The 13,798-nt window shown below is 29.1% G+C and carries 15 protein-coding genes; 4 read left to right on the top strand and 11 right to left on the bottom strand.

Going from position 1 to position 13,798, the window contains the following annotated elements:
* The first annotated feature begins 138 nt into the window (after nt 1-138).
* Entirely contained in the window at nt 139-1,263 is a 1,125-nt protein-coding gene (gene prfB / locus ETU10_RS02940; protein WP_146291979.1) for a peptide chain release factor 2, read from the top strand.
* A gap of 12 nt (nt 1,264-1,275) precedes the next feature.
* Nucleotides 1,276-2,226, top strand: coding sequence for an SPFH domain-containing protein (locus ETU10_RS02935; protein ID WP_146309742.1), 951 nt, complete (start codon nt 1,276-1,278; stop codon nt 2,224-2,226).
* Nucleotides 2,227-2,269: 43 nt separating this feature from the next.
* Here ETU10_RS02935 and ETU10_RS02930 read toward each other — a convergent pair whose 3' ends face one another.
* From ETU10_RS02930 to ETU10_RS02920, 3 genes are read right to left on the bottom strand one after another with little or no spacing between them, the layout of a single operon-like run.
* On the bottom strand, nt 2,270-2,647 hold the full coding sequence (locus ETU10_RS02930; RefSeq protein ID WP_146261687.1) for a hypothetical protein: 378 nt from the start codon (nt 2,645-2,647) through the stop codon (nt 2,270-2,272).
* Nucleotides 2,648-2,688: 41 nt separating this feature from the next.
* Nucleotides 2,689-2,952, bottom strand: coding sequence for a hypothetical protein (locus ETU10_RS02925; protein WP_146291975.1), 264 nt, complete (start codon nt 2,950-2,952; stop codon nt 2,689-2,691).
* A 34-nt stretch (nt 2,953-2,986) separates the two neighbouring features.
* Nucleotides 2,987-3,253, bottom strand: coding sequence for a hypothetical protein (locus ETU10_RS02920; RefSeq protein ID WP_146261685.1), 267 nt, complete (start codon nt 3,251-3,253; stop codon nt 2,987-2,989).
* 219 nt (nt 3,254-3,472) lie between these two features.
* Between ETU10_RS02920 and ETU10_RS02915 the strand changes: the two genes are divergently transcribed.
* Complete coding sequence (locus ETU10_RS02915) at nt 3,473-4,537, top strand: hypothetical protein (protein WP_146261684.1); 1,065 nt, start codon at nt 3,473-3,475, stop codon at nt 4,535-4,537.
* Nucleotides 4,527-5,123, top strand: coding sequence for a hypothetical protein (locus ETU10_RS02910; RefSeq protein ID WP_146261683.1), 597 nt, complete (start codon nt 4,527-4,529; stop codon nt 5,121-5,123). Before ETU10_RS02915 ends, ETU10_RS02910 begins: the two co-directional genes overlap by 11 nt.
* On the opposite strand, the gene ETU10_RS02905 is transcribed toward ETU10_RS02910, so the two are convergent.
* The 8 genes from ETU10_RS02905 to ETU10_RS02870 all read right to left on the bottom strand — a co-directional run bounded on the left by ETU10_RS02905 (nt 5,093) and on the right by ETU10_RS02870 (nt 13,783).
* A complete protein-coding gene (locus tag ETU10_RS02905; protein WP_146261682.1) occupies nt 5,093-5,662 on the bottom strand; it encodes a 5-formyltetrahydrofolate cyclo-ligase in 570 nt (189 codons plus the stop codon). The genes ETU10_RS02910 and ETU10_RS02905 overlap by 31 nt on opposite strands.
* Nucleotides 5,663-5,893, bottom strand: a complete 231-nt coding sequence (locus tag ETU10_RS02900; protein ID WP_146291971.1) for a ferredoxin — start codon at nt 5,891-5,893, stop codon at nt 5,663-5,665.
* Nucleotides 5,893-7,146, bottom strand: coding sequence for a peptidase U32 family protein (locus ETU10_RS02895; protein ID WP_146309740.1), 1,254 nt, complete (start codon nt 7,144-7,146; stop codon nt 5,893-5,895). Before ETU10_RS02895 ends, ETU10_RS02900 begins: the two co-directional genes overlap by 1 nt.
* A 61-nt stretch (nt 7,147-7,207) precedes the next feature.
* Complete coding sequence (locus ETU10_RS02890; RefSeq protein ID WP_146309738.1) at nt 7,208-9,346, bottom strand: TonB-dependent receptor; 2,139 nt, start codon at nt 9,344-9,346, stop codon at nt 7,208-7,210.
* Between the two features lie 165 nt (nt 9,347-9,511).
* On the bottom strand, nt 9,512-10,189 hold the full coding sequence (locus ETU10_RS02885) for a C40 family peptidase (protein WP_146261678.1): 678 nt from the start codon (nt 10,187-10,189) through the stop codon (nt 9,512-9,514).
* Between the two features lie 201 nt (nt 10,190-10,390).
* A complete protein-coding gene (locus ETU10_RS02880; protein ID WP_146261700.1) occupies nt 10,391-10,780 on the bottom strand; it encodes a DUF3276 family protein in 390 nt (129 codons plus the stop codon).
* Between the two features lie 108 nt (nt 10,781-10,888).
* Nucleotides 10,889-12,631, bottom strand: coding sequence for an ABC transporter ATP-binding protein (locus ETU10_RS02875; protein WP_146309736.1), 1,743 nt, complete (start codon nt 12,629-12,631; stop codon nt 10,889-10,891).
* A gap of 147 nt (nt 12,632-12,778) precedes the next feature.
* Nucleotides 12,779-13,783, bottom strand: coding sequence for an aspartate-semialdehyde dehydrogenase (locus tag ETU10_RS02870; protein WP_146309734.1), 1,005 nt, complete (start codon nt 13,781-13,783; stop codon nt 12,779-12,781).
* Nucleotides 13,784-13,798: the final 15 nt, after the last annotated feature.

The following is a 13,798-nucleotide window of genomic DNA, read 5'->3' as shown; positions in this document are numbered from 1 at the left end:
TGTTTGTTTTTTCTTAATTGTTATTGGCCTGTTTTTTTTCTTTTAGCTTTTTTCTCTCTTTCTCTGATTTCTTTTTATTGATCTTTTCTTTATTTATTTTATTTATGAGTTTTAATTTCTTTTGTTAATTTTGAGGATATGATAACTCTTGATAATATTAAAGATATTGAATTGCGTATTCATCATTTATATGAGTACTTAGATATAGAAAAAAAACAGATTGAAATTCTTAATGAGGAGGAGAAATCTTCTGATCCGTCTTTTTGGAATGATCCGAAAAAGGCTGAGATTTTTTTAAAGGAATTAAAATCTAAGAAGAAATGGGTTGATGTATATATGGAACTTAAATCTCTTCATGAGGATTTGCAAGTTTTGTTTGATTTCTATAAATCTAAAGAAATATCTGAGGAAGAACTTAATTTAAATTATTTACAAACAGTTGGCTTACTTGAAGATATTGAATTTAAGAATATGTTGTCTTCTGAGGGTGATGATTTTAGCGCTGTCTTACAAATAACTTCTGGAGCAGGTGGTACTGAAAGTTGCGATTGGGCAAGTATGCTTATGCGTATGTATATTATGTGGGCGGAAAGTCATAATTATAGGATTAAGGAACTAAACTATCAATCTGGAGATGTCGCTGGTATTAAAACTGTGACTTTAGAGATTGAAGGTGAATACGCTTTTGGATACTTAAAGGGTGAAAATGGCGTTCATCGCTTGGTAAGGATTTCTCCTTTTGATTCAAACGCAAAAAGACATACTTCATTTGCCTCCGTTTATGTTTACCCTTTGGCTGATGATTCTATTCAGGTACAAGTAAATCAAGCTGCTCTTTCTTGGGATACATTTAGATCTAGTGGAGCAGGAGGGCAAAACGTAAACAAGGTGGAAACGGGGGTTCGATTAAGATATAAACACAAAGATGAAGACTCTGGAGTTGAATCAGAAATTATAATTGAAAATACGGAGAGCCGTTCGCAATTGCAAAATAAAGAAAAAGCGCTTCAATTACTAAAATCTCGTTTGTTTGAAATGGAACTTGAAAAAAGAAATGCTAAACGTGACGAAATTGAGGCAAGTAAAATGAAGATTGAGTGGGGGAGTCAGATCAGAAATTATGTGATGCATCCTTATCGTCTTGTTAAAGACGTACGTACGGGTACAGAAACTTCTGATGTTGATTCTGTCATGAATGGAAATATTGATGATTTTTTAAAATCTTATCTTATGTTAATGGGACAAAAAGAAAATAATGTTTAAAAAAATAATTCTATGCAAATTTTTGGAAGTTTAGTATCTGTTTTTCTTTTTATAATAGTATGTGGTTTTATTCTAACTTTTTTAGGTGCTTTTTTTACTGTTAAACAACAAACAACAGCGGTAATTGAGCGTTTTGGTAAATTTAATTGTATCCGCCAGGCTGGCTTTAATTTAAAAATCCCAATTATTGATAAAGTTGTTGGTAGGGTTAATTTAAAAATACAACAATTGGATGTTATGATTGAAACTAAAACAAAAGATAATGTTTTTGTTAAAATTAAAGTTTCCGTTCAGTATATGGTTATGGAAAATGCTGTTTATGATGCCTTTTATAAGTTGCAAAACCATCACAGTCAAATTACCTCGTATGTTTTTGATGTTGTTCGTGCAGAAGTCCCAAAATTGCGTCTTGATGATGTTTTTGAGAGGAAAGATGATATTGCTATTGCTGTTAAGGGTGAATTGCAAGAAGCCATGTTAAGTTATGGTTATAGTATTGTGAAAACTTTAGTTACAGATATTGATCCTGATGAACAAGTAAAACATGCGATGAATAGAATAAACTCTGCGGAAAGGGAAAAGATTGCTGCGGAGTATGAAGCGGAAGCAGAAAGGATTAAAATTGTGGCTAAAGCTAGAGCTGAAGCTGAAAGTAAACAATTACAGGGTAAGGGGATTGCTGACCAAAGGCGCGAAATTGCTAAGGGACTTGAGGAATCTGTTAAAGTTCTAAATGGGGTTAATATAAATTCTCAAGAAGCTTCTTCTTTGATTGTCGTAACTCAACATTATGATACTTTGAGTACCATTGGTTCAAATTCTCGTTCAAATTTAATTTTATTGCCTAACACTCCTAATGCTGCTAGCGACATGTTAACTAATATGATAAGTTCATTTTATGCTACGCAAAATATAAATGATGAAAGCAAAATTGATAAATATTTTTCACAAAAAAAGCCTTGAATTATTCAAGGCTTTTTTTGTGAAATAAATTATTATTAAAATATTATTTTATTTCTTTTTTAACATCATCAGCTGCATTTTTTACTGCATCAGCTGCATCTTTAGCTGTTTCTTTGATGCCTTCTTTAAGATTTTGAGTTCCTTCTTTAACGTTGCTAGCTGCATCTTTCAAACCTTCCTTAGCATCTCCTACTAAATCAGAAGTTTTATCTTTAGCATCTTCAACTGCATCTTTAGCTTCTCCTTTCAAAGAATCTATAGCATTATCTGCTTGATTTAGAGTGCTATTTACAGTATCGTTGATTGCTGCATTTAATGAGTCTTTATTATCTGTAGCTGTTGTATTTTTTTTATCACATGCTACAAATGAAGTTGTTACTACTAAAGCTAAAGCTACTAGATTTAAAGCTATTTTTTTCATATTCAAAATTGTTTAGATTTATAATTGATTAAAAATTGAAATTATTTACTTTTTGATTCTGTCTGATCAACTTTTTCTAACTTAGTTGAATCGGTAGAAACTGCTGTTGAATCATTGCTAACAGGAGCTGGTTGCTCCGTGATTGTTTCTGTTAATTGCTCTTCTACAACATTTAAACTATCCGGTGATGTTGCTATACTATCTATATTGGCGGCATCACTTTCTGATTTCTTTTTATCACATGCTATAAAAGTGGTAGTCGTTATAGCGCTAAATACTGCTATATTTAAAAAAAGTCTTTTCATAAATTTATTTAATGCGTTTTTATTTAGTGTAATTTTATTTATTTTTAACTGAATCGTTTACTTCTTGCTGCAACTGCCCATCCATTCCTCCAACCAACGGATTTTCATTTTTTGTTTCATTCGCTAAGCTATCATTAGTATATGGAGTGGCTGGGTTAACTTCTTGCACTGGTTGAGAGTTTAAACCTCCCACCAAACTATCTCCCACAGAAGCTTCACTATTTGTTTTTTTATTTTCACATGCTAAAAGACTACCTGCAATTGCAACTAAAAATACAGTTATTTTAATATTTTTTTTCATGTTATTATTAGTCATTTAAGTTAAGGTTTTTAAAACTTTACAAATATTTTTAGTTTCTAAAATCCAAAAAATATAATATTTTGTTTTAAGTTTACAGGACAAATTTAGAGTTATCTATAATAGTTTTATATATGTATTGATTGTATTCTTTTTGTAAATATTTTTTGTATTTTACAAAAAAGATATACTGTAAAACAATGAGTTATATTTATTTTACAAATGACTAATCAGGATAAAATCCTTTTTGAAAATTTAAAAAAAGAGGTTGCTAAAATATTTTTGGATGATTTTCCATCCGTGAATCCTGATATTTCTAAATGGAAAGGGCTAGATATTGTATATTTTCAAGAGAGTTTAAGACAGAAGGTTAAGGGCAATGTTAGCGAAAAGTGGTTTTATACTTATTTTAAGTCTGAGTTTGAAAAACTTCCGAGGATTGACATGCTTAATTTGTTATCTCAATATGCTGGTTATAAAAGGGGGTGGACTGAATTTCTGGAGTATCAAAAGAATGATACTTCCAAAACTAACGCTAATACTTCTTCAAAAAATAAGAATTCTAAGCATAATATTCAAGAAGAAATAATTGAAAATTCATTGGAGAATAATAATGACAAATCTAATGTCAATAATTCAAAAAGAAATCTTTATGTTTTGATTTCAGTATTTTCACTTTTATTAATTCTTTTTGGTCTATATAAATATTATTTTTATTATAAAAGTAATTATACTTTTTGCTTTTATGATTCTGATAGGAGTTCATTAATTAAATCTGACCTTGAAGTAATTATTGAAAAACCTGGTATTTCTCCTGAATATTATAAAATCTCTGAGGGTTGTTTTTCCTACCGTTCAACTATAGATACATTAAAAATGATTGTTGGTTCGCCTTATTATAAAAAGGATTCTTTTATTGTTAGTTTAAAACAAATAAGAGAAAAGGGTGAGGAGAACCATCGAAACTTTAAACTTCGTCCTAATGATTATGCTGTAATGTTATATTATTATTCTACGTCTTTAAATAGTATCGATGAGTCAAAAAAAGCTCAATTTATTAATCAAAGAAAGGAAGAGTTAGATAAGTTAATTGACAATAATGCTTTAATTTATCAAGTTTATGATAGTGAGGTTTTTGGTGTAGAAGTTTTGGATAAGAAAAAGTATATAGATTTTATGACTACACCTACTACGTCTCTTAAAAATTATGTGCTTATAGCGAGCCAAGTAAATAAGAATAATAAAATTAGTTTAATTAAATTTAAAATTCAAAAAAATGAAAATTAATCACGTTCTTCAAATATTACTCGGTCTTATAATTATTATTGTTATTTCTTGTAACAAAGCAAAATATTACGATGGTGATATTGATCCTGTTAAAACGAAAGGTTACAAGAATGAAAATTATTATAGTTCTGAAAAAATGGATTCACTTGCTGTAATCTCTCACATCAATCAACAAAAACTTCAGGAGGTTTATGATTTAGCTATTTTAACTTCAGAATATAAATCAAATAAAGATATTGATACCTTGCTCTTATCGCAGCTACAAGGATATTTCCCTTCGGGTGATACTCTTTATTATTCTAGAATTATACACAATCTAGATTCTTTAAGGGCTAAATACGTAAAAATAGAATTGGATAATTTTGTAAGCAATGATTCTTTAAATATTATCCATAAAGATTCTTTACAAATTAATAAAAGTGATTCTATTATTGGTAAAGTTTTGTTTAATGCTAATTTTTATGATAAAAATAAAAGATATATTTACACTGAAAAAAATCAGGCTAATTATATTTTAAAAAAGAATCCTAAAAAGTTTAAATTAGAATTTAAATTCTATTTCTCATACATTGGAAAGCCTGAGTAACGATTTTGGGTTATTATAGAATCCATTGGAACATCTTCCATGTGAAGATCTTCAATTTTTGTGACTGGATTGAAAAATGACAATCCAATTTTTTCAGCTTTTGGGTAATTTTTTACAAATCTATCATAATATCCTTTTCCATATCCTACTCTGTTCCCCCTTAGATCGTAAGCCAATAAAGGTAAAAAAATACATTCTAAGTGATCTATCGTAATAGGATTTTCATTATAAGGCTCTAGGATTCCCCATTTACTTTTTTTTAGTTTTGTTTCTGGCAAAAATTTATAATGTCTTAAAATGTTACCTTCAACTTTAGAAACATAGACTTTTTTATTGTTCTTCCATAAAAATTTTATGATTTCATTGGTATCTACTTCTTTCTTTTCTTGTATTGAAAGAAAGATATGAAAGGTATTACTTCGTAAAATCGTAGAATTTTTTATTTGATCTATAATTGCTAATGAATATTCTTGTATAGTGTTTTCTGATAATAAATTTCTTTGATTCAAAAAATATTTTCTAGCCTCTTGCTTTGTCATTTAAATTTTTTTAACAGAAATAATTTTTACTGGACATGCTTTTGCTGCTTTATCTGCTGATTCATATATAGTTTCATCAGGTATTTTAATTGTATGAAATCCTTTTTTTTCCTGAGATCTTAATAATACAGATTTACCATCTTTCTTTGACATTCTAAAGTTCTCTGGATCAAATTCAGCACAATAATTACATCCTATACATTTTTCTCTTTGTAAGGTTATTATAATCATTAATTAGAAAATTCTGTTTTTACAATTTTATATAATTTATCTGAAGGTCTAACTTTAAATTCTAAGGGTAAGGTCAAAATATCCCCTTTTTTAGCTTCTTGAACTGATATATCTTCCACTCTCATTGTTTCAACATCTGTCTCTTGGGAACCAGTGGTTGGACCTTGTACTAATATTTTATCTCCTATGTTTAGATTATAGGCTTCAATCTCAAACTCAGCTATTTTGGTCTTAGGATAATAATGTCTGCCCTTACCTATATATATTTTTTTTTGTGTGGCATTGGAGCCTGGATTCTCAGACCATTCTCCTAATTTTTGTCCTAAGTAATATCCACTCCAAAATCCTCTATGATAGACTGTTTCAAGCCTTTTCATCCAGTTCTCAACTTTTTCTTTTGAATACATATGTTCTTCTATTGAATCAATAGCTTCTCTATAACATTTTGTAACTGTTGCAACATATTCCGGCGCCCTTCCTCTTCCTTCAATTTTTAACACTTTTACTCCTGAATCTACAACTTGATCTAAAAAATCTATGGTGCATAAATCCTTGGGAGACATCATGTATTCATTATCTATTTCAATTTCAAATCCAGATTCTTGGTCGATTACTGTGTATTTTTTTCTACAATTTTGTTTGCAAGCTCCTCTGTTTGCCGATGAGTTGTGTGAATGTAAGCTCAAATAACACTTCCCAGACACTGCCATGCATAATGCGCCATGCCCAAATATTTCAATTTCAACTAAATTTCCATTTGGGCCTTTTATCTGTTCTTTTTCTATTAAAGCTGTTATTTTTTTTACTTGGCTAAGACTTAATTCTCTACTTAATACCATTGTATCTGCAAATAGAGAATAAAATTTAACCGTTTCTATATTTGTAATATTGATTTGGGTAGAGATATGCACTTCCATATCTATTTGTCTTGCATAAGCTATAACTGCTTGATCCATAGCAATAACCGCAGTTATATTTGCAGATTTTGCTCGATCTAATAAGGTTTTAATTATAGATAGATCATGATCGTATATAATTGTATTTAAAGTTAAATAGGTTCTTACTCCTTTTTCAGAACATCTTCGGGAAACTTCATCCAAATCATCCAAGGTAAAATTTACGGATGATCTAGCTCTCATGTTTAATTGTTCTACCCCAAAATAAATTGAATCTGCTCCATTTTCTAATGCTGCTTGCATGGATTCAAAATTACCCGCAGGTGCCATCAGTTCTATTTTCCCTGTTTTTGTCATTTCAAATATTTGTTGCAAAAATAGGAATTATAAGCTATATAAACTTTTACATTTTTTCATATTATAACCGTAGGCTGATCCCTGTTAAAATATTAAATCCTGCTTGTGGATAATAATAGGCTACATTATCATAATAATATCCATTATTGATATAAGTTGCATTAAATATATTATTTAAGGCAAGTTTTAAACTAAAGTCTTTAAGTTTGGGTAGGGTAGGACTATATTGTATTACAATATCTGAGGTGAAATATCCATCTAGTTTTGCATTTTTTTGATTTTCGTTGGTTAGGTATTGGCTACTAACGTATTGATTGGAAAGTGTTGCAGATAGATTTTTTATGGGTTTCCATTCAATAATTAAATTTCCAATATAATTTGGAGAAAACGCTAGATCTGTATTGCCTAAGTCTACAGTATATAACCCTTCTTCTTTTTTGTAGTTAATATTCTTATTTATGCTAACTGTAGAATTGGCTGAAAACAATAATTTTGTATTTACTAAATATGAGGCTGATAGCTCAATTCCTGTTCTATAACTTTTACCGCTATTCTCTCTTATAAAACTTCCAACATCGTTAACGACTCCGCTTAATACTAATTGATTTAAATAATACATGCCGTACCAGTTAACTGTATAGGAAAAGGGTAAGGTATTTTTCCTTAAACCTACTTCTACATTGTGCATTAATTCATTTTTGATGTCTTTATTATTTAATATATCATCTCTAGTAGGTTCTCTCTGTGCAATTCCATAGGTAAAGTAAATATCACCTTTTTCTAATTTATAAGTAGTTCCAACTTTAGGATTGAGAAAATTATAATTTTTATCAAAATTTAATTCCCCTCCATTTTTATATAAACTTTCTCCTCCTTGAAAATCATGACCTTCATAATTAATAAATCTATATTGAATATCTCCAAAAAATTCCCATTTTTTATTTAGCTTATATATAGCTTTTGCATATGTTGATAAATCTTCTTTTTTGGCTTTATTTCTATAATATTCATGTCCATTGATCTGATCTGAAAAATTTTGTGCCCATATAACTTTTCCGTAGTGCTGACCTTGATAAACATTGGCTCCTAAGCCTAGTTCAATGGTCCAACGTTTATAGAATCCTAGCAAGCTATTAACTATCCCATAAAAATCATTATTTAACCATTGCTGTCTTATTAAATCTGTTTCGTTTATTGTAATCCCATTGATATTGATTGGCGCTAGTTTATAATCATTTAGTTTTGAATTTTGACCGTATTCTTCAAAGTACCCTTTACCTTTTGTATAAAATATAGTTGATTTTAACTGCCAAATGGAATTAATTTCTTGATCTAGATAAAGATGATAATGATTTTGTAAATAATGATCAATTTGATTGTCATAAAATCTTACAATTTCTCCGTTTGAGCCATATATTGCACCCGATGTATTAAATGTTCTTCTCTTCTTTAAAGTTTCTTCATCTATACCGTTCCATGCTTGATAGGTTTGTTCTTTTCCACCAAAAACTAATGCACCAATACGAGTTTTATTTTTTTTGAAAACTGCATGCGTGTAATATGAAAAAAGATCTGAATAGGCTCTATCTACATATCCATCTGATTTTATAAATGAAACTCTTGCATCTATTTTTAACTGATCATTTAACAAATATCCTGTGCCTATTCCAAAAGTATGTTTATGAGTATTGAAGGATCCTATGGATTGGTCTGTTTGAAAATAGGGACTATTGGATGGTTCTTGTGTTTTAACATTTATACTGGCACCAAATGAGCCAACACCTTCAGTGGTAGTTCCTACTCCTCTTTGTATAGTAATACTGGACATTGATGAGGCTAAATCTGGCATATTTATCCAAAAAGGCCCTTGAGATTCTGCATTATTTACAGGTACACCGTTCAAGGTTAGATTAATTCGAGTTTGATCATTCCCTCGTATTCTCATATTTGTATATCCCACACCATTCCCTGTATCTGAAGAGGATACGACAGATAGGTTATTTTTTAAAAGATAGGGTACATCTTGACCTAAATTCTTTTTCTCTATTTGATCTTTTTTTACTTGCTCTTTACTAATAGGTACTTTCCCTAGGATAACAACATTAGAAAGATTTGTAATTGAATCTTGTTTTTCTTGTGATTGAATACAAATAAATCCTGTTAGACAGGACATGATAAATAAGTAATCCCTTTTTTTCATATTATTAATTTTATAAAAAAGAAAGGGGGATGTATAAGATTACATAAAAAAATCTCAAATTTTTGATTTGAGATTTTATTTTTTTCCCTTAGCAACATTACTTGCTCAGGTTCATTGGGTATAATCTCAGCCATTTTATTGAAAATAGCACCCCTTTGTAAAATTTTAAGAAGAAACTTTTGCTAAATCGCTATGAATGTTTTGAGTTTCTATATTATCTAAATTATTGTTTGATTCTAAAATTCTTTTGGCGGTTCTATATCTTTTTTTCCAATATTCACCCTCTAATGACGATATGGTAACTCCTTTTGAAGATGATGCATGAATAAAATATATTTCTCCATCTGGCTCTACTCTTTCTACAATTCCTACATGAGATATTCGACTTTTTGGACTTTGTGCAAAAAATATTAAATCTCCTTTTTTAAGTTGATCTTTTTTTACAATTTTACCTTCATTGGATTGTAATATAGAAGTTCTAGGTAATGATATATTTAGAGCATTAAAAGCATGTTGAACAAACGATGAACAATCAATTCCGCTTCTTGTAGTACCCCCATATCTATAAGGAGTTCCTAAATAAGTTTTCGCTTCTCCTATTAATTTATATGCTTCTTGAGAATAAGATTTTTCACTCGTTTCTTCTTCAAATACAGCTGATGAATTCTCGTTAAAATTTTTGGATTCTGCTTCTATGCTTGATTTGGAATAGTTAGTCCTATGTGCTAATAGAGCTTCTGTAGTAAGATATCCATCATTTCTAGCTACATAACTTGAAACACATGAAGTAGTTGATAGAGTGATTGTAATAGAAACTAAAAATATTTTTATAAATGACTTCATTTTTAACTAAGAAAAGTTTATTATTTTTTGCAAGTACCCAAAAATATGTAAGTACTTCTATTTTAGCTGTATAATTTAACTTTTTTGTTAAAAATTTAACGTTTATTACTATTTTAAATTTTTCATTAACATTTTTTTAACTTAAAAAAAAGGATATTAACCATGTTAATATCCTTTTTTTTAAGTTAAATATTCCTAAGATTAAATATCTTCAAAACTTATATTGGTATAATTAGAAATATTTTTATTGTTTACATTATGTTTATTATTGTCATCCTCTGTTAACAGATTGAAATCATCCCTATGTCTTTCCGAAATAACCTTTTCACCTGTTTCTTTAATAATAAAAGAGGTAGTTTCTTCTAAAATATCTTTAAAGTTTTTAAAATCTTCTTTATATAAATAGATTTTAAATTTTTTAAATCCTAAAGAACCTTCCTCTGAAACATTTTTTTTACTTTCTGTAATTGTTAAATAATAATCACCCGCTTTTGTTTCTCTTACATCAAAAAAATAAGTTCTTTTTCCTGCTCTTAATACTTTAGAGAAAATTTCGTTTTCTTTCTTCTCTACATTTTCAAAGTCATTCATCATAATTTATATTTTTCTTTTACTTTAATAAATGGTCTTTATTTACCTCTTAAACAGAGCAAAAGTATAAAAAATACCTGAATAAATATAATTCTTTTTTAGGTATAACTATTTAGATTGATTTATGATTTCTAAATAATATCCAGGTTTAGATATTAGCTCGTAATGTGAACCTATTTGGTTTATTTCACCTTTTTCTAAAACTATTATTTTATCCGAATATTTTGTTGTTGATATTCTATGCGAAATAATTATAGTCGTTTTTACTTTTATTTCTTTCGATATATTTATTAAAATTTTTGACTCCGTTTCAGTATCAACGGCTGAGAGACTATCATCAAATACATAAATTATAGGATCTTTAATTAAAGCTCTAGCAATAGAAATTCTTTGTTTTTGACCTCCTGAAAGAGTAACTCCTCTTTCCCCTATATGTGTTTGGTATTGGTTTTTAAATTTCAAAATATTAGAATGTATTTCTGCTTTTTTTGCATAGGTTTCGACAATTTGTTGTGTTGCATTTTGAATTCCATAAGAAATGTTGTTAAATATAGTATCGGAAAATAAAAAATTTTCTTGGGGTACATATCCAAATTTTGAACGAATTAATTCTAGATTGTGATCTTTCAACAATTTACCATCTAAATAAATATTTCCAGAATCGGGTTCAATTAAACGAAGTAGTAGCAAGGCAACTGTTGTTTTTCCTGAACCTGATTTTCCCATTATGACTATAGTTTCGCCAGCATATATATGGAACGATACAGCATCTAAGGCTTTTATTCCTGTATTTGGATATGTGTAACTTACATTCTCAAAAGTAATATCCCCTTTTATACTATAATTATCATGATTTATATTCTTTATTTCCTGTTTTACCTTCATAAAATCATTAATTCTTTCCATTGATGCTTCTGCTCTTCGTATAATTGAAGTAACCCATCCTAATGCTGTAAAGGGCCAAATAAGTATATTAAGGTAAAGAAAAAAATCTGTTATGGTCCCTACATCTATTTTTCCATGGATATATCTTTGTCCTCCTATGTAAAGTATAAATACATTACTTAAACCTATCATAAAAACCATTATTGGAGAAAAAAAAGCCTCTGTTGTTGATAACGATATAGATTTTCCTTTGTAATCCATAGATTTTTTAACATATTGAGAAATGATAAATTTTTCTTTTGTAAATGACTTAATCACTCTTATTCCTGAAAAGGAATCTTGCACAAATGAGGATAATTCCGACTGTTTTTCTTGTGATTTTTTGGTTTTTTTGTTGATTACTATGCTCTGGTTATAAACAAAATAGGAGAGAAAGGGTAAGGGAATAAATGCATATAGGGTCATAATAGGATCTGTGACTAACATACATCCCAATATTATTATAAGCAGTATTAATGTATTTATACTATACATAACCCCAGGTCCTAAGTATTGCCTAACATTGACAACATCTTCACTAATTCTATTCATCAAATCTCCAACCTTAGAATTTTTTAAAAAGGTGTATGATAGTGTTTGATAATGTTTATAAATATTGTTTTTTAAATCGAATTCTATTCTTCTTGAAGCAACAATAATCGTTTGCCTCATGTAAAACCTCATAATGCCTGTAAGAATTGGTGCTAGAATTATTATTGACCCATATACAATCAACTGCCTATAGAGTTCATTTTTATCTAAATTTTTGGGACTGGAAATGGTTTCAGCAATTATATTTACAGCTTTTCCTACAAACTTAATTGGGTATATGGTCAGAATATTGGCTAAAATAATAAATATGATACCAATTATTAATAATTTTTTATGTTTATAAAAGTAGGGGTTTAAACTTTTTAATGAACTCATCTTCTTTATGTACTATTAAATAAATTTAATTCGATTTTATTTATAAGCCAAAGATATTACTTTCATATAATATCTTTTTTAAAAGAATTATGTAACAAATAAAGGGAGCTTATAAAAGCTCCCTTTATTAATCTATAATTCTATTAATTACTTTTTATTTTTGATAAGATATTCTGCAATTTGAACAGCATTTAGCGCTGCACCTTTTCTTATTTGATCACTTACACTCCAAAAAGCAATTCCTTTAGGATTTGAAAGATCTTTTCTTATTCTACCTACAAAAACCTCATCTCTCCCTGATAGAAATAACGGCATAGGATATTGTTTTTCCTCAGGGTTATCTTGAACGATAACTCCTTCAAAATTTTGAAATGCCTCTCGAACTTCTTCTACTGTCAATTCTTTTTCTGTTTCTACCCATATGCTTTCTGAATGAGCTCTCATAACAGGAACTCTTACACAAGTGGCAGAAACTTCTATGTCTGAATGCATAATTTTTTGTGTTTCATTATACATCTTCATTTCTTCTTTTGTATAACCATTCTCAGTAAATACATCAATTTGAGGAATCAAATTTAACGCTAATTGATAGGCAAATTTTTCAACATTCACTGATTTGCCTTCGGCAACTTCTTTTATTTGTTGCTCCAATTCTGCCATTGCAGATGCGCCAGCGCCTGAGGCTGATTGGTAAGAAGACACATGCACTCTTTTTATATGAGATAATTTTTCAATGGGTTTTAAAGATACCACCATTTGTATGGTTGTACAATTGGGGTTTGCTATTATATTTTTAGGTGTATTTAATGCATCTTCTGCATTAACTTCTGGAACCACCAAAGGCACTTGATCATCCATTCTAAAAGCAGAAGAATTATCAATCATTATTGCTCCATGCTTGGTGATAGTTTCTGCATAATCCAATGAAGTTCCTCCACCCGCTGAAACTAAAGCAATATCCACATCTTTGAAATCGTCGTTATGTTGTAGTTCATTAACCTTATATTCTTTCCCTTTAAAGGCATAGGTTTGTCCTGCACTTCTCTTTGATCCGAAAAGTACTAAATCTGTTAAAGGAAAATTTCTTTGGTCTAAAACTTTGAGTAGCTCTTGTCCTACAGCTCCGCTTACTCCAACAATTGCGATTTTCATTCTATATATTTTATA

Source organism: Apibacter muscae (assembly GCF_007845595.1).
Lineage (GTDB): Bacteria > Bacteroidota > Bacteroidia > Flavobacteriales > Weeksellaceae > Apibacter > Apibacter muscae.
Note: the sequence above shows the minus strand (reverse complement) of the source record. Positions and strands in the feature narration are given on the sequence as shown.

Excerpts from the sequence above, each read along its gene's own strand:
- ETU10_RS02870 (WP_146309734.1), bottom strand. The coding sequence starts at position 13,783 with ATGAAAATCGCAATTGTTGGAGTAAGCGGAGCTGTAGGACAAGAGCTA.
- ETU10_RS02925 (WP_146291975.1), bottom strand. The coding sequence starts at position 2,952 with ATGAAAAGACTTTTTTTAAATATAGCAGTATTTAGCGCTATAACGACT.
- ETU10_RS02900 (WP_146291971.1), bottom strand. The coding sequence starts at position 5,893 with ATGATTATAATAACCTTACAAAGAGAAAAATGTATAGGATGTAATTAT.
- ETU10_RS02905 (WP_146261682.1), bottom strand. The coding sequence starts at position 5,662 with ATGACAAAGCAAGAGGCTAGAAAATATTTTTTGAATCAAAGAAATTTA.
- prfB (WP_146291979.1), top strand. The coding sequence starts at position 139 with ATGATAACTCTTGATAATATTAAAGATATTGAATTGCGTATTCATCAT.
- ETU10_RS02875 (WP_146309736.1), bottom strand. The coding sequence starts at position 12,631 with ATGAGTTCATTAAAAAGTTTAAACCCCTACTTTTATAAACATAAAAAA.
- ETU10_RS02910 (WP_146261683.1), top strand. The coding sequence starts at position 4,527 with ATGAAAATTAATCACGTTCTTCAAATATTACTCGGTCTTATAATTATT.
- ETU10_RS02920 (WP_146261685.1), bottom strand. The coding sequence starts at position 3,253 with ATGAAAAAAAATATTAAAATAACTGTATTTTTAGTTGCAATTGCAGGT.
- ETU10_RS02895 (WP_146309740.1), bottom strand. The coding sequence starts at position 7,146 with ATGACAAAAACAGGGAAAATAGAACTGATGGCACCTGCGGGTAATTTT.
- ETU10_RS02890 (WP_146309738.1), bottom strand. The coding sequence starts at position 9,346 with ATGAAAAAAAGGGATTACTTATTTATCATGTCCTGTCTAACAGGATTT.
- ETU10_RS02930 (WP_146261687.1), bottom strand. The coding sequence starts at position 2,647 with ATGAAAAAAATAGCTTTAAATCTAGTAGCTTTAGCTTTAGTAGTAACA.
- ETU10_RS02885 (WP_146261678.1), bottom strand. The coding sequence starts at position 10,189 with ATGAAGTCATTTATAAAAATATTTTTAGTTTCTATTACAATCACTCTA.
- ETU10_RS02915 (WP_146261684.1), top strand. The coding sequence starts at position 3,473 with ATGACTAATCAGGATAAAATCCTTTTTGAAAATTTAAAAAAAGAGGTT.
- ETU10_RS02935 (WP_146309742.1), top strand. The coding sequence starts at position 1,276 with ATGCAAATTTTTGGAAGTTTAGTATCTGTTTTTCTTTTTATAATAGTA.
- ETU10_RS02880 (WP_146261700.1), bottom strand. The coding sequence starts at position 10,780 with ATGAATGACTTTGAAAATGTAGAGAAGAAAGAAAACGAAATTTTCTCT.